Source organism: Anaeromassilibacillus sp. SJQ-1 (assembly GCF_046693725.1).
In the GTDB taxonomy this organism is placed as follows: Bacteria; Bacillota; Clostridia; order Oscillospirales; family Acutalibacteraceae; genus Anaeromassilibacillus.
In genome coordinates this window covers 31,079-50,399 of the sequence record NZ_JBKEIV010000049.1, presented here as the reverse complement: position 1 = coordinate 50,399, position 19,321 = coordinate 31,079, and the positions used below count along the sequence as shown (strand labels likewise).

The following is a 19,321-nucleotide window of genomic DNA, read 5'->3' as shown; positions in this document are numbered from 1 at the left end:
GTGTCTCATGTTAATCTTCTTCGATTTGTATTCTCCTTGCGTGTGGCATAAGTGGGCCACTCAACCTTTATCTCTACTTCCGCCCCTAATCGTTCACTTTCCAGTTTCGACAACGCCCGCTCGAAGTTCTCTCGCGTTCGCGCCACCAGCTCCGGCGTTGCGTCTATGTAGTAGACTCGCACAATGGGTGTTCCTGTATCTCCGCGGGCATATGCCATATGAATCACCTCCTAGAATGGGTATGGGATTCGTGGATTGTCCTATGCCCGGTTTTCGCCGCCGTGGGCCGGTTTTTATTATGCTGAAGCGTTTGTCGATATGTATAATTTTTCTCTTTTCTTTATATGCGTATTTTTGTGTAACGTCATTTGGATTTATGTGTAATAATATAAAGAAAGAAAGGGAGAACGAAGATGAAACGCTGGAAGGTAATCAACACTTTAAAAGCCGGGAGCTTTAGCTAGTAATGTATAGTGGAAACCATGATATATATTTCAACCCAGCTACCAAAATCACTATTCCAGTTAAACGTCATATAGAAATTGACAATACAGCAGCAAAAAAGTTATTAAGACAGGTGGAGCTTCGATAAGCCCCTTGCTTGTCAAAAATGTTTAAGGAGGCTTTATCGTACGTTGTTTATATACAGCAGTTTTTAGTCCTCATGGGGACGGTGGATATATTACCTCCGTCCCAGATATTCCTGGATGTATCACAGGTGGAGTTACTCTAGACGAAGCGGTGAGCATGGTATGCAACGTGATGGCAGGCTGCCTGTGTGTCCTGGAAGATCAGCACGTAGAAATCCCCTCTGCATGCGCTCCATAGAATATTCCCATAGAATCAGATGTGAATGTACGTGCTTGGATTGATGTAGATACAATCAAATACCGAGCAGAAACGGATAATCGCATTGTACGAAAAAACATGTCTATTCCGTTCTGGCTAAATGCACAGGCAGAGCGCGAAGGGATCAACTTTTCCCAAACCTTGCAGGCTGCTCTGAAAAACGCTTTGGGAATTACGCAGGAGCATTAAAGTGAGTTCTTACGTAATGAATTTAATCTATCCAGCTTATTTCTGTCCCTACAGGCAGAACAAAGGTGGTTATACAGTGGAAGTCTCAGACCTTCCCGCATGCGTGAGCGAAGGGGATTCTCTGACAGATTCTATTCTAATGGCTACGGATGCAGTTTCCGGATGGGCTCTCGGTGGACTGGAAGATGGCAAAGACGTACCCAAAGTAAGCCCAATAGAGAGCCTCCGTTCTAAACCCGGTGATTTCGTCAACATTCTCGTTTTGGACATGGATGCCTACACGGAAAATATGATAAAAAGCGGTTCGAAAAAATCTTACAAATCTCGCATGGCTCAATATTTTTGCAGAAAAGAACCATATCAATTTTTCGCAGGTGCTTCAGAATTCTCTAACCACCATTTATCAGTAACAACAAAAAGCCTAAACGTCTGCTTTAGTTCCTTTAGTTGAAAACAAAACCTCCGATACAATGAAAGAATGGTTGTCATTTTTTGCCCAGTTCGTTCTGTAAAAACGAAATCCATATCCGCTCAAATTCCATAGCACCATTAGCCTTAAAAACCTCTGTGGCGATTCCCTCAATTGAGAGTGTCGGATCAGAGGTCTCTTTTTTCTTAAAATAAATCCTTCTAATTTCACCGTCAAAAACCCATCCAAAAGAGCAGCCACACGAGTTCCGTCTGAAATGATCATTCACTTCAGAAACTCCATCGTTATCATCTCCTTCCTACTTTGGCTTCCTCCTCTGCCTTGGGGCGGCCTTTTTATACTGTTTTTGTCTCTCCTGTCACCGTACAAACTAATAAATGATTTGGAATAATGCCAAGTACTTCGCGGGCTCTAAACATTTCATTCGCATCGAGTTTCTTCTTTTACTCGTTATGTCATATAATTGTTGTAGAGTTAAGTTCGTCTCTTGAGCCACCACATTCTTTTTGATTTTAATTTTGTTTATTTTTGAATGAATATTATCTCAAATATAAAATATTTTTATTGTTTTTTGCTTATTTTTCGATCTTTCTATATATTAATATCGATATATTCAGTATGTATTTACTGATTTCCTCCGTTTTTGCATTGACTTTTTGATAACGGCAGCATACTCTAAAAGCCAAAAGATGATAACGTGACAAGAGAAGAGATCGCAAGTATTACCAAATCCATGCGCATAAATTCGGGGCTTACCCAAAAGCAAATTGCAGAAAAACTTGGCAAAAAGCAGCAAACCATAGCATCCTGGGAATCCGGAGTTTCCCAAACAAAAGGATATTAAGGAATAACCTGTGTTTACCTGCTTGCAGAATATTGGTGTATAAGAGAATGACACTTGAAATATAGTGTCTTTTTCTATATCTAATAATTTTTCATTAGATAAAGTGAAAAAGAATGACTGTTCATTTTTAGAGTGATATAATTTATGTTAAGGAAACGATAAACTTTATGAGTTTGAGGAGATGTTATCATTGAAGAATAAGATAAGAATTAAGCCTATATTAATTTTTGTTATTATATTTACTGCATTTGCTGGAGGTATTTTCTACGCATTTGTAGCTAATCGTCCTAATCCGCTAAATGTAACACAGGTCGAAAATGCACTTACAAAACAAGGAATACAAACTTTTAATATTACAGATAATGCACAAAATAATTTTCCTGCTATGGGATTAGAAAATTGTATTGTTGCTGAACAAGATGATTTGCGTTTTGAATTTTATCAATTTGATAATGTAAAAAGTGCAAGAAAAGTTTATACACAAGCATTCAATAAAATATATGGGAACAGAACAACTAATAGGGTAGAGTTTAATGAAAGAAAGCTAAATTATCGTATATATATTTTAGATATAGAAACAAATTATTACGTTGCTATGTATAATGAAAATACAGCGGTATATGCTTATTGTGATTCTGAAAATTCAAGTATAATTAAAGAAGTACTTAATTTTTTAGGATATCCTAATATAGCTGATACTGGTTGGAATCAAGAAACATCATTTGATAATATTATAAGAGTTCTTGTTTATGTATTGTGTATTCCGATTATGTTTATTACAAGAATATGGATATATCCGGTTGTTTATAAATCAGCAGGAGTATCGAGAAGAAAGGCGTTGGAATTAGGTGATTCTCGTAAAGAGATTATCCCAAAACTTATTGAACTTTCAAAAAATCCTAAACAGACAAAGTTATTTGCCATGATTCATAATTATATTTCATTACCGGCTTATATAGCTGTTGTTTTAGCGATAATAAGTTGTTTTACTGATAGAGTTGAAAATATTCTTGATGGATTTGGTCTTGTAATTCCGCTAGTTATGGTTGTTTGTGCTTTGATTTTTATAACTATTGATAAACGAATGAGTAAGTAAGGATTGTTGATAAATGTAGAAGTTGTTTTAGATATTAAGGATTATTAAGGTAAGGAGATGGTTTATGGTGTCGGTGGTAAAATGCGATTGTCAGGAAAGAATTGGAATTGTTATTAATTCTATAAAAGAGTTTGAGATACTAAAAAATTTTTTTGAATCGCAAGTATTAAATAATGTTTTTGAAGAATTAGAGGTTAAAAGCCCATATTATAGTTATACAGATTGTAATGAACATATAGAATGGTTTGCAACTAAATGGTACAGGTGTAAAAATTGTGGGTGTTTATGGGAATTTAATTATCCTGATTTTCCTGCCAAAGGCTTTGTGAGAAAATTTTCTAATGGAATTTATAAGCCACGAGAAGTGCTAAATAAGAATTTGAAGGAGCGTTGATTATGGGATTGTTTGATAAATTTAAGAAAAATGAACCTACATCAAATAGTGTTAAACGAACAAAAGATGGCTTCATTGAAATTAAAGTTGAAAATCTAATTAATTGGAATGAGCCAAATGGTGAAGGTTGTATTGTATCTGACAAAATAACTAAAGAAGGGTTTAAAGTTGGATATATGGTTAGAGAGAAACCAGATGAAGGTAGACCTGATAGTGGATGGCGATTTATGGCAGGTAATGAGGATGATGAATATATGAACAATCCTAATAATTGCCATGTATTTGCACTAAATACAGTCTGTAATTATGACAGGGATATTCTTCCATATTTAAAATGTAAAATAGGAAGTGCATATATAAGAGTAAGTGATTGTACATTTGAAATAGATAATGGTTCTAAACCTATATTTTTAAGCAAACAAAATGCATAATTTCTATTTTGTGAGTATATTTGATGGAATGAAACTTTCATAAACGGAATGGAGTGATCCAGACACGGCGGTGGAAAAATCTTTTAGATTTTTCCGCCGTTTTTAGTGGCTGGTTCACTTCGTCAGTTGAGCGAGCTTGCGAGCGAACAGTAAGCCCCCGTTATCTAACAGGGGGGTACTATTACAAAAGACAAGAGCAAAAACAAATACAAAACTGCTGATATGCAACGATTTATAAAGTTATAAGAACTTATTTCACTTCACACCCTATTCTTTTTACCCGACAGGTCTAAAACAGCATATCAATAGAAAATAAATATAAGATACAAGGTGTATGCTCCTATGAGTATATGCCTTTTTTGATTGGAGGAATAAAGCATGAATGATATAAAATTTATTGAAACATTAAAACAAAAGAGAAATGCCTGTGATTATTCGCAATCACGACTGGCACTGGAACTACAAATCAGCAGGCAGAACTTAAATGAAATTGAAAACGGAAAAACAAAAGCCAGTAAAGAAATGAAACATATACTTCTACATTATCTTGATTATTGTAATTGTACACAGCCTTTCACTTTAACGATTGACTATCTGCGTGTTCGTTTTCCTACCACAGACGCATTGGAGATTATAAAAAATGTACTGGCAATGAAAAGCGAATATTTTATACATGAAGATTATGGAATGTTTGGTTATGAAGAACAGTATATCTATGGGGATATTAGTGTAAATGCTTCTAAAGATAGTTCTATGGGTGTTTTATTAGAATTAAGAGGTATGGGGTGTCGGAACTTGGAATATGTTTTACAGGCAAGAGGGATAGACTGGTATTCCTTTTTAAGCTGTTGTATAGATTATCAAGGCGTTTTTAAACGTATAGATTTAGCAATCAATGATATGGGCGGATTGCTGGATATAGAAATTCTAAGGGAACGCTATTATGCCAACAAGGTATGGAAACGTTCAAGAACCCATGAAGCAGTAGACAGCGGAAAATTATCGGGTACAAATGGAGATACTGCAAAAACTTTTTATATTGGTTCAAAGAGTAGTTCTATTTACTTTTGCTTGTATGAAAAAGAAAAGGAACAAAAAAGCAAGGGCATAAAAACAGACATTAAGAACCGCTTTGAAATTCGTTTGAAAAATGGAAAAGCAGAACAAACGATAGAACAACTTGTTTTTTCAAGAAATCCCGAACAGACCATAGCAAATCTTATCCTCACACAAATAGATTTTCCCGATTATATTTTATGGGATATATTTTTAGATAATGTAACGACTTCACTTCCATTTATTATGACACCTGTTGCTGTCAATATGGATAAAACAAAACGCTGGTTAGAAAGACAGGTCATGCCCTCTTTATTGATGATAAAAGAGATTGAAAAGAAAACAGGAGCAAAGTATCTGGAAGAAATCGACAGGCATACAAGACTAACAGAAAAGCAGGAATTAAAAATCAAACAAATGACAACAGATATAGCAGATATGATTGAGAAAGATACCGCTGTTCCACAAAGGAATGACGGTATTTTTTAATTTCTTCAAAAAATCTGCAACAAAACGGCTACTTGTGTACAGATATGGTGCGAGGAAAGGAAATCTAACTTTTTAAATAAGGTCATAAAATCTTCCTTTGGTGTACAGATACGGAATGTAAGAAGAAATTGAAATTTTTTTGAAAAACCTGCAACAAAATAAGACTTCTATTCCTTATATGGTGCGAGGAAAGAAAATCGAAACTTTTTTTGAAAACAGGTCATCAAATCGGTGGTTGCTGTCCTTATATGGTGTGAAAGAAGAAACTATTTTCATTTTTAACTTAACAATCCGTAGTTTCCGTTCCCTATATGGAGCAAAGAAAATCTTTCATTCCATTTTTGGCAGGAACGGTAGTGTATGGGGAGTTAGGGCGTGGAAAGAAAAACAATCTTTTTTCATCATCAACTTAGCAAACCGATACTTGCTATCCCTATATGGTGCATGAAAAGAAGTTAAAATTTTTCTATTTCAACTTAGCAAATGGACGTTTGCTGTACAGATAGTAGTGAAAAAGGGAAAAAGTTTTGAATTTTAGTTACATTTCTCCTCTTTTCCAACGCGGTATATAGGAAAGATGATTTTCTTCTTTCAATCGTTCTTTGACAACTGAATAAAGCAATTCAATACGTTTGACAGACAGCGAGCCGTTGAAACAGATACGCCATGACCTTTCCCCTGCAAAAGCGAGCGATAACCTATCTGTGTTCTTGTAAAAGACTTGTCCTCTTTTATCGCTATGACCTGTGCTGTCAGATAATGATACTCCCGTACAGCCACAGCTTGAGCGTTCAGAGCGTCGCACGCAATGGGTACGGCTACATAAGAACTATGCAGAGGTGGAACTCCTGTGGGCTATGACAAAAGCCGTTGAATTGCTTAGAAAGATTTTACAGAAAGGGGGTATGTGTTATTGATAATGCTGTAAAAACAATTCAAAAGAAAAATGGCAAGTGTGGCATTGGCAACAGAGGAAAGACAAAGATTGTTGTAAAAGAGCATTTTTCCGAAAAGGGAAAGACAATGGAAGAACTTCTAACGGATGTCATGTTGGAAAAAGCAAAGCAGACAATCGCATAAAATCGGTGCAGTTGTAAGAAATAGATTGAATGACAAAAAGTACCCGTGTTATACTTTACTTGCAAGCAGGTATTGTAAACACGGGTTAGTTATAAAGGAGGATAACTGACAATGAAACAACAGATTTACAATACTGCACTTTATCTTAGGTTAAGCCGAGATGATGAATTACAGGGCGAAAGTTCCAGCATTACCACACAAAGAAGTATGTTGCGTCTATATGCAAAAGAACATCATTTGAATGTGATTGATGAATATATTGATGACGGCTGGTCGGGAACAAATTTTGAAAGACCGAGCTTTCAAAGAATGATTGAGGATATAGAGGCAGGAAAAATCAACTGTGTTGTAACAAAAGACTTATCACGACTTGGCAGAAATTATATTATGACAGGGCAATATACTGAATTGTATTTTCCCAGCCATAATGTCCGTTACATAGCGATTGACGACGGTGTAGACAGCGAAAAAGGCGAAAGTGAGATTGCACCATTTAAGAACATCATCAATGAATGGGTAGCAAGAGATACGAGCCGTAAAGTGAAATCAGCGTTTAAGACAAAATTTGCAGAGGGTGCGTATTATGGGGCTTATGCTCCGTTAGGATATAAGAAACACCCCGACATCAAAGGGAAACTGTTGATTGATGATGAAACAAAATGGATTATTGAAAAAATCTTTTCCCTAGCTTATCAAGGTTACGGAAGTGCAAAAATCACAAAAATACTGCGAGAAGAAAAAGTCCCGACAGCGTCTTGGCTGAATTTTACAAGGTATGGTACTTTTGCTCATATCTTTGAGGGAAAGCCCGAAAGCAAGCGTTATGAGTGGACGATTGCTCATGTAAAGGCGATATTGAAAAGTGAAGTCTATATCGGGAACAGCGTTCATAATCGACAGTCAACCATTTCTTTCAAAAGCAAGAAGAAAGTACGAAAACCCGAAAGCGAATGGTTTCGAGTAGAAAACACGCATGAACCGATTATTGACAAGGAAGTGTTCTATCGTGTACAGGAGCAGATAAAATCAAGGCGTAGACAGACAAAGGAAAAGGCAACGCCGATATTTGCAGGGCTTGTCAAGTGTGCGGATTGTGGTTGGTCTATGAGGTTTGCGACAAATAAGGCAAATAAAACACCGTATAGTTATTATGCTTGCAGTTACTACGGGCAGTTTGGTAAAGGTAATTGTTCTATGCACTACATTCGTTATGACGTGCTGTATCAAGCTGTATTGGAACGATTGCAGTATTGGGCTAAGGCAGTACAGCAGGACGAAGAAAAGGTATTGCATAAGATACAGAAAGTCGGCAATGCAGAGCGAATACGGGAAAAGAAGAAAAAGGCAAGTGCCTTGAGGAAAGCCGAGAACCGACAAAATGAGATTGACCGTTTATTTGCGAAAATGTATGAAGATAGAGCCTGTGAGAAGATAACGGAACGAAACTTCATCATGCTGTCGGGGAAATATCAAAAAGAGCAGATAGAACTGGAACAGCAGATAACCAACCTAAGAGAAGAATTAAGTAAAATGGAACAGGATATGATAGGTGCTGAAAAGTGGATTGAGTTAATCAAGGAGTATTCCGTACCAAAGGAACTGACAGCACCATTATTAAATGCAATGATAGAAAAAATCCTTATTCATGAGGCAACAACGAATGAGGAGAACGAAAGAATACAGGAAATAGAGATATACTACCGATTTATTGGAAAAGTAGATTGATAAAGAGGGTTCATATCTTTAACTAAGGGAAAGCGGGCAATCGCAGCCTGATGCAAACACCCTATTTGCTTTTTGCTCTCTGTGCGGTACTACTGTCGATATTGCCTTCGGTTTTACACAACAAAAAAACTCCCCCACCCCGGCAGAACCGGAAGTAGGGGATTCGGATTATGATGCATTAGATGGATACGGCCTGTCCCAACATGATTATGATTTAATCTACACGTTTTTGGTGGATCTGGGCGTATTGAGCAAAGGACAAGATATTACTCGTGACCAGATCGGGGTCTTGTCCGGGGTCTTGCGGATTCTCCGTTCCACGTTCTCTCCGTCCGATGTAGGGAGCAAGAAAGATAAGGCGGTCTGATATTGCCGGTTGTTTGCTGTAAGCCTCCCGGATTGCTTGTTTCACGTTTTCGGGACAATGATACAATTTTTTCATAAAACTATCTCCATTCCCTGGGCCTGTCTGCCCTTTATCTATATAGGGCCAGTGTAAATGGAAAATCGTTCCATGATGTCAACATTTTTCACTTTAAGATTTATTTGTTCTATTTCGACAAAATTTTATTTGAGAATATATGCAATTCATGGATATAAAATCTTTTAAATAGAAGATCAATATTTCTTTTTATAATTGTACCGATATGAAATATCAATAAACAAAATAGAAGAGTAAGGAGGTGAATCCTTTGCGCTATGGGGAGTATCTTCGAAAATCCCGGATGGACGATCCTCATGAACCGCTGGAAGAAACGTTACGGAGACATCGGGAAATTTTAAAGAAGTTTGCCGTTGAGCACAACATTCCAATTGCAGAGAAAGACATCTATGAGGAAGTGGTTTCCGGCGATAGCCTTTATGCACGCCCGCAAATGTTGCGGCTTCTGGAAGACGTCGCCGCTGGCAAATTCGACGGAATTCTGTGTATGGATATTCAGCGCCTGGGCCGCGGTTCCATGAGCGACCAGGGCATTATATTGGAGGCGTTCAAATCATCCGGTACAAAGATCATCACGCCGGTCAAAACATACGATCTCAATGACGAGAGCGACGAGACATACACGGAATTTGAGGCGTTCATGGGCCGTCAGGAACTCAAAATGATTAAACGCCGCTTGCGGCGCGGCCTAAAGAAGACCATCGAGGACGGCGGCTATGTGGCGAACGCTCCATATGGCTATGACAAGGCCAAAATTGGAAAACGTCCTACGCTCAAGATCAACGAAGAGGAAGCAAACTTCGTCCGGTTGATGTTTGACCTGTATGCAAATAAAAACATGGGGTGCCAGCAGATCGCGGATGTAATCAATGGCATGGGGGCAAAACCACACCGTGCTGCACAGTTCGGCCGGACTGCCATTCGCCAAATACTTACTTCCCCTGTCTATCTTGGCAAAATCGTATGGGACCGAGTGACCTATATTCATCCAGGCATGCAAGGTAGTACAAAACATGGCAAAATCTATAACCCAAAGGAATCCTGGACAGTGGTTGATGGCCTCCATCCGGCAATGATCGACGAGGATACGTTTTATCGTGTTCAAGAGATTTTTGCCAATCGCTACCATTCCCCAAGTTTTAAGGGATATGTGGAAAACCCTCTCGCTGGTCTAGTGATCTGTAGTAATTGTGGTGCAGCCATGCAGCGCCAGATGTGTAAGGGTGGCCCCATTTTGCTCTGTCAAAAACGTGGATGTATCGTTTCAAGCCGTTTGGCTTTGGTCGAACAAGAAGTATTGCGCAGGCTCCGCGAAGAAATCGGAAACCTTTCTGCGATGCAGGCAGTTCCCGTTGATGAAGATGATCACGCAGAAGAAGTCTTGAAATCCATTGAGCGAGAGATCCGCACAGCAAAGCAACAGGACAGCCGGCTACATGATCTTTTGGAACAGGGAGTCTACGACGCCGATACCTTTTTGGCAAGGCATCAAATCTTATTGGATCGCATTGAAAAGCTGAAAGACTCTAAGCTTCCATTTCTGCAACCGAAAAAGCAACTCAACATTCCGGCCATGCAGATGCGAATTCAAGATGTCCTGGATCACTACCCAAACGCTTCCGGGGCTGCTAAAAATGAAATGTTGAAGTCTGTGATCGAGCACATAGACTATCGCAAACGAAAGGGAGCTAAACCCGCAGAATTTGAACTCGACATTTACTTTTTACCCCTTTATGTCGCTACATAAAGCCGCTCCGGGCGGACAAATAAGAATATCTCTATATCTATAGAAAGGTTGATCTTATGATAAAGACTGTCTGGAAGATCTTCGTGTTTACTTCACACCCGACAAGCACGACTTGATCGAACAAGCAACCAATGTACGTATTCGCAATGTGGAGGTCATCACCGTCTATTTGGATCTGGAGCCTGTTCCTTTTAACAAGGGGTTCTATTCAATTGACATGACCTTCTTCTTCAATGTCTGCCTGGATGTATATTCCCTGCCAACTGGCGGCCCAGTTATTGTCAGTGGTATCTCTGTATTCAATAAAAAGGTCATCCTGTTTGGCAGCGAAGGAAATGTCAAAATGTTCAGCTCGGATCTGAACTGCGATGATGTGGATACGCAGCTCACCAGTGGTCGGGTTCTGCCCAAGGCCACTGTGCAAGTTGCAGAACCGATCGGCCTTTCTGCGCGTATTTGTGATCGTCCGATGGGATGTTGCGATACCTGTTGCCGGATTCCGGACAGCATCTGCCAGCGTTTTGGCGGCCAGTTTGAGACCAACACCTGCCGCAATGTCTATGTCACAATCGGTGTCTTCACCATTGTGCAAATCGTACGTAATGTTCAGATGTTAATCCCTGCCTATGACTTCTGCATTCCAGAGAAAGAATGCGTTACAACCAGTGATAATCCGTGTGATATGTTCCGCCGCATTGAATTTCCTACGGACGAATTCTTCCCGCCAAAGGTGGGCGAATCCGGATGCGGTTGTGATTGTCGCAACCGTAAATCTAGTTGTACTGACTAAACCTTTCCTTTTACTTCGATCATCGCGGCATAAAACACGAGCCTGTGGAGTCCTATTTTCCACAGGCTCGTGTTTTACCCTTTCAGTTCGAGATTCAATAAATAAAAGTATTTTGTCCTAACAACTCCCCCCTTCGAAAAACAGTAGCTCCAAAAATCCCGGACTCTATTTGGGATAGAGTCCGGGATTTTCTCCTTTACGATTTAATTCATTATAAATTTTTAATTGTTTTCCGATACATTCTTGCAAACATGAAGATACTGGCCAACAGAGAGGCGACTTCTGCAATCGGAAAAGCATACCAGATGGGTGGCAAACCGATCTGGGACAATAAAAACGCCGCAGGCAGTAAAACGACCAACTGTCTGAGTACAGAGACGATCAAGCTGCTTACACCATGCCCAACCGCCTGGAACAGTGTGGAAAACAAGATCCCCAGTGCCGCTGGAAGGAAACTCAAACTAATAATTCGTAGAGCAGGGACACCAATCCCTAACATGTTTTCAGAAGCATTGAAGATCAAAAGCAACTGGTCAGGAACTGCCCAGAACAAAATCATACCACAGGCCATAATGACCAGAGCAATAACGCTGCCAATCTTCAGAGCAGACACCAATCGTTCTCTGTTACGTGCGCCATAGTTATAGCCCATAATCGGCATTAGCCCCTGTGTCAAACCAAAAACCGGCATAAAGACAAAAGATTGTAGTTTAAAATAGATACCAAAAAAGGCTACTGCTGTCTCGGTAAACACAATCAAAATTGCATTCATACCCATAACCATTACCGAGCCGATCGACTGCATGATGATGGCGGGGAATCCGACCGCATAGATATTCCGGATGGTGTTCCAACGAAGTTTGAAACCGCGGAAGGAAATTTTCACATCATGATCCTTGCAAAAGAGCACAATGGCCGCCACAATCATGGACAAAATTTGCCCCGCTACCGTAGCAACCGCTGCGCCTGCAACGCCCATCTTTGGCATTCCAAGCATGCCAAAGATAAAAATTGGATCTAATATGATATTGGTAACTGCGCCAATCAATTGGAAGATCATGGGATAAACCATGTTGCCTGTTGCCTGCAAAGTTTTCTCAATATTGACTTCTACACAGACGCCCATAGAAAAGATACACACAATTCCCATATACTGCGTGCCCATTTCCACTACTTCCGGCGTGCTGGTGAATGCGCTGATAAACGCATGAGAGAAAAACAGACCGAAGAGTGCAAATAAAATCCAGTTTACTACTCCCAACAATAGGCCGTGAGTTGCCGCATGATCGGCCTCTTCCCGATGTCCTTCCCCTAAGCGGCGTGAAATCAGGGAATTGATTCCCACACCAGTGCCAACCGCAACCGCGATCAACAAGTTCTGAATGGGAAATACAAGTGATACCGCTGTCAAAGCGTTTTCACTCAACTTTGCAACGAAATAACTGTCCACTACATTATACAGTGCCTGAACCAGCATGGAGAACATTGCTGGCAAAGACATGGACAGAATCAGCGGGAACATAGGGGCTGTTCCCATTTTGTTTTGTTCAAATTGTTTTGTTGCTTCTTGCATGCATTCACTCTTTTCCATATCAATTCAAGTTGCCGTCTTCCCTAGCTTAACTTTGTTAAACGAGCAAAATTCGCCATCAATTTTTTGGTGCCAACCTGTTCAAATGCAATCTCCAATAGATTGTCATTTCCCATAGGCGTTACGGATAAAATGCATCCTTCCCCAAATGTACGATGGGACACACGGTCGCCAGCCCGCAAAGGTTCCGATGGAGCATGTCCTTGCTCCAGACTGGAAGGCCCAAAGTGCCGGGCTGCATTGGTTGAAACCACACGCGCTTCATAGGCCGACGTCAGGCAACACCATACCAGGTTTCGGTTTTTTCCATTCCCTTGTTCTCGAACGTTCAATCAATTCTTCGGGAATTTCAGCGATAAACCGGGAGGGTTTATTCCGAGAGGTACTGCCAAAAATCATACGGCTTTCCGCATTGAGGATATAAAGCTCTTCCCGGGCACGCGTGATTGCCACATAAGCCAAACGGCGTTCTTCCTCGATCTCGTTCGGATTATAAATCGCCTGTAAACCCGGAAATATTCCCTCTTCAAAGCCCGGAAGAAACACCACAGGAAATTCCAAGCCTTTTGCAGAATGCATCGTCATCATGACAACGGAGTCGGCTGTTTCATCAAAATTATCGATGTCCGTCATCAAAGACACTTCTTCCAGGAACCCGGAGAGGCTGGCTTCTTCTCCATTGTCCTCCTCATATTTAATAATATTGGAGGATAACTCGTTGATATTATCGATTCGATCCTGCGCATCGTCATTTTCTGCCGCCTTCAAAGCCTCGATGTAGTTTGTTTTGCTCAGAATCAGATGGTACAGATCATTTAAGCTGACATCTGGATCATTGGAGGCGTCGATCAAGGACTGCATCAACTCTGCAAACTGTAAAAGCTTCGGCGCCGTGCGTTTAAGCGGCTCGTAGGTATCCGCATGACAAATTACATCAAACAGCGACTCTCCCAGGGTGTTTGCAATCTCCGACGCTTGTGCAATCGTCTTATCGCCAATGGAGCGCTTTGGCTGATTGATGATGCGGCGCAGCCGCATCTCATCCGCAGGATTGTTGATCACGCTCAAGTAAGCAATCATATCGCGGATTTCTTTGCGCTCATAGAAACGCAGTCCGCCAATGATGCGATACGGAATCCCAGACTTTACAAACATCTTCTCCAAAATGTTCGACTGGGAGTTCATCCGATATAAAATCGCATAATCGGAATACTTTCTTCCGTCAGCTACGCCTTCCAAAATCTTTTTGGCAACATAATCGGCCTCATCTTGTTCGCTATATCCTGTATGTACAGCGATTTTGGAACCCTCTGGATTCTCCGTCCATAGAGTTTTTCCCTTTCTCTCAGTGTTGTTTGAAATCACCGCGTTCGCCGCATCCAAAATATTCTGCGTAGACCGATAGTTCTGTTCCAAACGAATCACAGCCGCTCGAGGGAACGTCTTTTCGAAACTCATGATATTCTCAATGGTTGCGCCGCGGAATTTATAAATGCTCTGATCGTCATCGCCCACAACACAAAGATTCTGATACTTCTGCGCCAACAACTTGACGAATACATATTGCGCATGATTTGTGTCCTGATATTCGTCAACCATAATATAACGGAACTTCTCCTGATACTCATGCAATACATCCGGGCATTCTTCAAACAATCGAACTGTATTACAAATCAAATCATCAAAGTCCATAGCATCCGCTTCTTTAAGGCGGTCTTGATAGAGCTTATACGCTTGTGCGATCAAAATCAACCGATTATCCCGTCCGGCCTGCTGTTCATACTCCTTCGGAGAGATCAGATTATCCTTTGCGTGGGAAATCGCTGACAAAATGGACTTGTAGGACAAAACTTTATCATCAATGTTGAGTGCCTTCTGACAATCCTTAATCAACCGGCGAGAATCGTCTGTATCGTAAATGGTGAAATGACTTGTATACCCAAGACGTTCCCCGTTGCGGCGCAACATACGTGCACATGTTGAATGGAAGGTAGACGCCCAAATATCTCCCCCATTGGTCCCAGCATAGCCTCTAAACGATTCTTCAGTTCCCCTGCCGCCTTATTGGTAAAAGTAATCGCCAAAATCTGCCAAGGGCGGCAAGCATTTGCCGACAACCTATCTCGAATAGAATCCGGAAGGGGGACGGTTCCTTGGGATGCCGCCTGTAGAACATCCAACTCGTCCTGTGTAAAGTCATAGGGCACCACTGTACTGTGATAGGCACTGCCCCAACGAATTAAATTGGCAATCCGGTTTACAAGAACCGTTGTCTTTCCACTACCTGCTCCAGCCAAAATCAGGAGGGGCCCATCCATATGAAAGACTGCCTGCTTTTGTTGGTCATTCATACGGGAAAACTCCCGCTCCATCATAACTTTTCTCAATCCTATGATCGTATTCGCCGTCTGTTCGTTCATTTTTCTGCTCCTAACCACAAATCAGCGGAACGGAAATACGCTCCTCAATTAAATACCCGCACGCTGTTAGAGTGTGCGGGTATGTTCGTTCAACAAATATTCAGTTTTCTGACCCAATCAGCCCAGAATACTGATCAACACGCCAGCCGCAACCGCAGATCCGATAACACCGGCTACGTTCGGGCCCATAGCATGCATCAACAGGAAGTTGCCCGGATTTTCCTCCTGGCCAACCTTCTGGCTCACACGCGCTGCCATCGGGACAGCAGAAACACCTGCGGAACCGATCAACGGGTTAACCTTACCCTTTGTAAAGAAGTACATCAACTTACCAAACAGAACACCGCCGGCCGTGCCAAAGCAGAACGCCAACAGGCCGAGAATGACAATACCGATGGTCTGGGGGCTCAAGAAAACTTCGCCCTTTGCTGTTGCGCCAACGGTGACGCCAAGGAAAATCGTGATGATGTTCATCAACTCGTTCTGTGCCGTATTGGAAATACGATTTACAACACCACTCTCACGCATCAAGTTGCCCAACATCAACATGCCAACCAGCGGGGCCGCATCCGGCAACAGCAGAGAGATCAAAATGGTTACAATAATCGGGAACAAAATCTTCTCCAGCTTGGAAACCGGACGGAGCTGCTCCATCACAACCGAGCGCTCCTTCTTGGTAGTCAAAGCCTTCATAATCGGAGGCTGAATAATCGGCACCAAGGCCATGTACGAATAAGCTGCAACAGCGATTGGTCCTAATAGCTGTGGCGCCAACTTTGATGTAACAAAGATTGCGGTCGGGCCGTCAGCACCACCGATAATCGCAATCGAACCAGCTTCCTGTGCCGTAAAAGAAAGATTCGGAATGCCAAGATTTCCGATAAAAATTGCACCAATAAAGGTAACGAAAATGCCCAACTGAGCAGCTGCGCCAAGTAAAAAGCTCTTTGGATTGGCGATCAGCGGACCAAAGTCGGTCATTGCACCAATCCCCAAGAAGATCAACGGCGGATAAATCCCCAACTTAACGCCTAAATATAAGTAATAGAATAGGCCTCCATTCGCCGCATCCGTCGGCTCAGCCATAATGGGGGGATACAGGTTTACCATCATCATACCGAAAGCGATCGGCAAAAGAAGAAGCGGTTCAAACTCTCTCTTGATTGCCAAATACAACAGTACACATGCAATGCCAATCATAATGTAGTTGCGCCAATCATTGGTCGCAAAGCCGGAGCTTTTGAAAATATCCACGATGGAATTCAAAAATTCATTGATAATCTCCACTGAAAATGTCAGCCCTTTCTTTATTCAATTTGTAGCAGACAAGCCAGCCTGTCCACTGCGGAGTGATGGATGCGTTCGTACAAAGTATGTTTTTAGAAGGGGCGTGTATTTTCCAGCCTTCCTGCTTCACCCCAAAGGGAACGCGGATTGGCGGCAGCACGCTTGACGGAACGGATTCTCGACGCAGAAACGCCATACGTCATATAGACGGCCGCTGCAATCGCTGCAACGACTTCCCCAGAAATCCCCTCTTCCACCTCAATGGGAGCAGAGGCTGGTGCTGGAGCCGGCGTTGGAGCAGCTTCCACTTTGGGCTTATTGCTTTCCCTCCGCTTTTTGGTTGTGTTGTAAATCACTGAACCATAGATTTTAATGACAATCGTCAGAAAAATCAGCATTGCGAATACAACAACCAAGCCGGTCAACAGTACCGTCAATGAGAGTAAAACTTCATTTTGTGGATCCATTTGAATTTCCCCATTCTTCCTAAGATATTATGTGATATGGCCGATCTAAGAACAAACCGTCCAAAAGAGTTCCTGTAAAACTTCGCAAATCCAAGTACAGCTGCTGCAATAAGCAAAATACGGGGGATTTCAAAAAAATACCCGTATGAAGACTTATCAAACAACAAAACCTAAATTCTACGTTATTTCCACAAGGCACTCTAAAATCAAATTAACAACGATTCATATTATAACCGATAACAAGACCAATTTCAATGAATTTTTGGTATAAAATAGGTTTTCTTTTTCGATATTTGCCGTGGAGTCATTGCACAAAAGTCCGCGACGAATTATAATAGAAACAACCAATACCCACGTTTCATGGGAGGGATCGGTATGACGAATGAAGAATTCCGGTGTTCCTTTAAAGTCCCGTATCATAACAACTTGGGCATGGCTGTATACAGTTGTGGTGTACAGCGCTGTGCAGCAGGCCACAGCTGGGGGCCTGCGATTCGTGACCACTATTTAATTCATTATATCGTTTCTGGACGCGGCGTTTTTTCTGTAAAAGGAAATGAGTACAATCTTTCCGTAGGCGATGGATTCTTAGTGGTTCCCTCCTGTGTGGCTTCTTACGCAGCAGATACGCAGGACCCATGGGAATACTGCTGGGTGGGTTTTAACGGGAGCGACGCCAAACTTTTAGTGGAACAAACTGGGTTGAGCGAGGAAACTCCCATTTTTCACTGCGAACACGACGGGAAGCTCGAAAGCTTGTTGACCGACATTTGCAATGTATCCGGTTCCACGCCCTCCGCTGAGGCTCGCATGTTGGGAGGACTGTATCTTTTCATGGCGGAGCTGATCGACCATTTGGGAGATTCTTCTACACAGCGGACGACCGGCTACGAATACGTCCAAAAGGCAATTAAGTTTATTGACTACAACTATTCGCGGGATATTGATATTGAGGATGTAGCGGACAGCGCGGGGATCAGCCGCAGTCATTTGTACCGCATCTTCATGCAGCACGTCTCCATGCCGCCAAATGAATATCTTATGCGTTACCGAATGAATAAGGCGGCGGCGCTTCTCAAGGCGGGTAACCTCTCAGTTGGCGAGGTGGCTTATTCCACTGGATTTTCGGACCAGCTGTATTTTTCCCGCGTTTTTAAACGGCACATGGGCGTCCCACCAAGCCGTTATCTAAATCAGAAAAAGAAAGAGGCCCCTTCTAAAAGTGGGGACCCGTCCCCCACAGAGGGATTTCCACGGGAATGATTGTTTTTTTAATGTATAGTTTTTCTCTTTGGAAAGGAGTTTTTTATGAGCGAAGCTGTCGAAAAAATCGGCGAATGGGCGAACCGGACACAGGAATATCGCCCGGTTGCCTGGGATCGTCTGCCGGAGATCTATTTATATATGGATCAGGTCCTCACATATATGAACAAGCAGTTAGAACCACTAACACGTACGGAGGATGCTGCCCCGCTGACTTCCAGTATGATAAACAACTATGTTAAGGATGGGGTCCTTCCCCGGCCGGAACAAAAGAAATATTCGCGGGAACATCTGGCGATGCTGACTATGATCTGTATGCTCAAACCTGTATTGACCATTCCAGATATCGACATGTTGCTCAAGGGGCTTTTGGAGGACAACAGCAGCGCTAATATGTACGAACGATTTTGCGGCGCGCAAAGCACGGCTTTACAGGATGTATGTAAGCGTGTTGCTGCCGCATTGCCGGAGGGAGAAGCAGCACTTTCCCGATTGGCAATCGAACTTTCTATTGAAGCAGAGGCTCGCCGAACGGCAGCCGAACGGATTTTAAGCGAATTGGAAGCGGCGCAACGAGAAAAAGAGCATTGATGCCCGTTTTCATCGTTCGTATAACTTTGACTATAAAAAGCCTTACAATCAATGGATATAAAAGAACGACAGCGGATGTTCTCCTGGTAGGACATCCGGCTGTCGTTCTTTTTATCAGGAAAACGCTTCTATACGCGGAA

At 41.9% G+C, this 19,321-nt stretch carries 18 protein-coding genes and 1 pseudogene; 13 read left to right on the top strand and 6 right to left on the bottom strand.

Annotation, left to right across the window (positions count from 1 at the left end; all coding sequences use genetic code 11):
• Positions 1-5: 5 nt before the first annotated feature.
• Positions 6-218: a hypothetical protein gene (locus ACGCCZ_RS15545; protein WP_054323853.1), complete on the bottom strand. Its 213-nt coding sequence runs from the start codon at positions 216-218 to the stop codon at positions 6-8.
• A gap of 409 nt (positions 219-627) precedes the next feature.
• On the opposite strand from ACGCCZ_RS15545, the gene ACGCCZ_RS15540 reads away from it, so the two are divergent.
• The 9 genes from ACGCCZ_RS15540 (at position 628) to ACGCCZ_RS15500 (ending at position 8,583) form a co-directional block, all read left to right on the top strand.
• Positions 628-828 (top strand): type II toxin-antitoxin system HicB family antitoxin, encoded by a 201-nt coding sequence (locus ACGCCZ_RS15540; RefSeq protein WP_143255359.1) that lies wholly within the window; start codon positions 628-630, stop codon positions 826-828.
• Positions 829-1,114: 286 nt separating this feature from the next.
• Positions 1,115-1,489: a type II toxin-antitoxin system HicB family antitoxin gene (locus ACGCCZ_RS15535; protein ID WP_411656480.1), complete on the top strand. Its 375-nt coding sequence runs from the start codon at positions 1,115-1,117 to the stop codon at positions 1,487-1,489.
• Positions 1,490-2,201: 712 nt separating this feature from the next.
• A complete protein-coding gene (locus ACGCCZ_RS15530) occupies positions 2,202-2,312 on the top strand; it encodes a helix-turn-helix domain-containing protein (protein WP_411656505.1) in 111 nt (36 codons plus the stop codon).
• A gap of 190 nt (positions 2,313-2,502) precedes the next feature.
• The gene (locus ACGCCZ_RS15525; protein WP_411656479.1) at positions 2,503-3,408 is read left to right on the top strand and encodes a hypothetical protein; all 906 of its coding nucleotides are present in this window, start codon (positions 2,503-2,505) and stop codon (positions 3,406-3,408) included.
• 64 nt (positions 3,409-3,472) lie between these two features.
• Complete coding sequence (locus ACGCCZ_RS15520) at positions 3,473-3,802, top strand: hypothetical protein (protein ID WP_411656478.1); 330 nt, start codon at positions 3,473-3,475, stop codon at positions 3,800-3,802.
• 2 nt (positions 3,803-3,804) lie between these two features.
• Positions 3,805-4,233, top strand: a complete 429-nt coding sequence (locus tag ACGCCZ_RS15515; protein ID WP_411656477.1) for a DUF2185 domain-containing protein — start codon at positions 3,805-3,807, stop codon at positions 4,231-4,233.
• Positions 4,234-4,611: 378 nt separating this feature from the next.
• Positions 4,612-5,778, top strand: coding sequence for an XRE family transcriptional regulator (locus tag ACGCCZ_RS15510; RefSeq protein WP_003019503.1), 1,167 nt, complete (start codon positions 4,612-4,614; stop codon positions 5,776-5,778).
• 870 nt (positions 5,779-6,648) lie between these two features.
• Positions 6,649-6,858 carry a hypothetical protein gene (locus tag ACGCCZ_RS15505; protein WP_002303258.1) on the top strand — a complete coding sequence of 70 codons (210 nt, stop codon included), beginning with the start codon at positions 6,649-6,651 and terminating at the stop codon, positions 6,856-6,858.
• Between the two features lie 111 nt (positions 6,859-6,969).
• Positions 6,970-8,583, top strand: a complete 1,614-nt coding sequence (locus ACGCCZ_RS15500; protein ID WP_044904667.1) for a recombinase family protein — start codon at positions 6,970-6,972, stop codon at positions 8,581-8,583.
• 214 nt (positions 8,584-8,797) lie between these two features.
• Here the strand turns inward: ACGCCZ_RS15500 and ACGCCZ_RS15495 are convergent, their stop codons facing one another.
• The gene (locus ACGCCZ_RS15495) at positions 8,798-9,025 is read right to left on the bottom strand and encodes a hypothetical protein (protein WP_411656476.1); all 228 of its coding nucleotides are present in this window, start codon (positions 9,023-9,025) and stop codon (positions 8,798-8,800) included.
• A 250-nt stretch (positions 9,026-9,275) separates the two neighbouring features.
• Here ACGCCZ_RS15495 and ACGCCZ_RS15490 point away from each other — a divergent pair, with 250 nt between their 5' ends.
• Both ACGCCZ_RS15490 and ACGCCZ_RS15485 read left to right on the top strand, forming a co-directional pair.
• Positions 9,276-10,772: a recombinase family protein gene (locus ACGCCZ_RS15490; RefSeq protein WP_411656475.1), complete on the top strand. Its 1,497-nt coding sequence runs from the start codon at positions 9,276-9,278 to the stop codon at positions 10,770-10,772.
• A 112-nt stretch (positions 10,773-10,884) separates the two neighbouring features.
• Positions 10,885-11,562, top strand: coding sequence for a hypothetical protein (locus ACGCCZ_RS15485; protein ID WP_054323858.1), 678 nt, complete (start codon positions 10,885-10,887; stop codon positions 11,560-11,562).
• 211 nt (positions 11,563-11,773) lie between these two features.
• On the opposite strand, the gene ACGCCZ_RS15480 is transcribed toward ACGCCZ_RS15485, so the two are convergent.
• The 4 genes and pseudogenes from ACGCCZ_RS15480 to ACGCCZ_RS15465 form a co-directional block, all read right to left on the bottom strand.
• Positions 11,774-13,135 carry an MATE family efflux transporter gene (locus ACGCCZ_RS15480; protein ID WP_054323927.1) on the bottom strand — a complete coding sequence of 454 codons (1,362 nt, stop codon included), beginning with the start codon at positions 13,133-13,135 and terminating at the stop codon, positions 11,774-11,776.
• A gap of 41 nt (positions 13,136-13,176) precedes the next feature.
• Positions 13,177-15,525: pseudogene (locus tag ACGCCZ_RS15475) on the bottom strand (ATP-dependent helicase).
• Between the two features lie 165 nt (positions 15,526-15,690).
• Complete coding sequence (locus ACGCCZ_RS15470) at positions 15,691-16,860, bottom strand: sodium ion-translocating decarboxylase subunit beta (protein WP_054323859.1); 1,170 nt, start codon at positions 16,858-16,860, stop codon at positions 15,691-15,693.
• Between the two features lie 92 nt (positions 16,861-16,952).
• Entirely contained in the window at positions 16,953-17,327 is a 375-nt protein-coding gene (locus ACGCCZ_RS15465; RefSeq protein ID WP_054323860.1) for an OadG family protein, read from the bottom strand.
• A gap of 375 nt (positions 17,328-17,702) precedes the next feature.
• On the opposite strand from ACGCCZ_RS15465, the gene ACGCCZ_RS15460 reads away from it, so the two are divergent.
• Positions 17,703-18,590 carry an AraC family transcriptional regulator gene (locus tag ACGCCZ_RS15460; protein ID WP_411656474.1) on the top strand — a complete coding sequence of 296 codons (888 nt, stop codon included), beginning with the start codon at positions 17,703-17,705 and terminating at the stop codon, positions 18,588-18,590.
• 45 nt (positions 18,591-18,635) lie between these two features.
• The gene (locus ACGCCZ_RS15455) at positions 18,636-19,181 is read left to right on the top strand and encodes a DUF1836 domain-containing protein (RefSeq protein WP_054323862.1); all 546 of its coding nucleotides are present in this window, start codon (positions 18,636-18,638) and stop codon (positions 19,179-19,181) included.
• The last annotated feature ends 140 nt before the right edge of the window (positions 19,182-19,321 follow it).

Bases quoted from the DNA above. Each gene is read 5' to 3' on its own strand.
- ACGCCZ_RS15460 (WP_411656474.1), top strand. From the start codon at position 17,703: ATGACGAATGAAGAATTCCGGTGTTCCTTTAAAGTCCCGTATCATAAC.
- ACGCCZ_RS15545 (WP_054323853.1), bottom strand. From the start codon at position 218: ATGGCATATGCCCGCGGAGATACAGGAACACCCATTGTGCGAGTCTAC.
- ACGCCZ_RS15530 (WP_411656505.1), top strand. From the start codon at position 2,202: ATGCGCATAAATTCGGGGCTTACCCAAAAGCAAATTGCAGAAAAACTT.
- ACGCCZ_RS15515 (WP_411656477.1), top strand. From the start codon at position 3,805: ATGGGATTGTTTGATAAATTTAAGAAAAATGAACCTACATCAAATAGT.
- ACGCCZ_RS15495 (WP_411656476.1), bottom strand. From the start codon at position 9,025: ATGAAAAAATTGTATCATTGTCCCGAAAACGTGAAACAAGCAATCCGG.
- ACGCCZ_RS15455 (WP_054323862.1), top strand. From the start codon at position 18,636: ATGAGCGAAGCTGTCGAAAAAATCGGCGAATGGGCGAACCGGACACAG.
- ACGCCZ_RS15465 (WP_054323860.1), bottom strand. From the start codon at position 17,327: ATGGATCCACAAAATGAAGTTTTACTCTCATTGACGGTACTGTTGACC.
- ACGCCZ_RS15500 (WP_044904667.1), top strand. From the start codon at position 6,970: ATGAAACAACAGATTTACAATACTGCACTTTATCTTAGGTTAAGCCGA.
- ACGCCZ_RS15480 (WP_054323927.1), bottom strand. From the start codon at position 13,135: ATGCAAGAAGCAACAAAACAATTTGAACAAAACAAAATGGGAACAGCC.
- ACGCCZ_RS15510 (WP_003019503.1), top strand. From the start codon at position 4,612: ATGAATGATATAAAATTTATTGAAACATTAAAACAAAAGAGAAATGCC.
- ACGCCZ_RS15520 (WP_411656478.1), top strand. From the start codon at position 3,473: ATGGTGTCGGTGGTAAAATGCGATTGTCAGGAAAGAATTGGAATTGTT.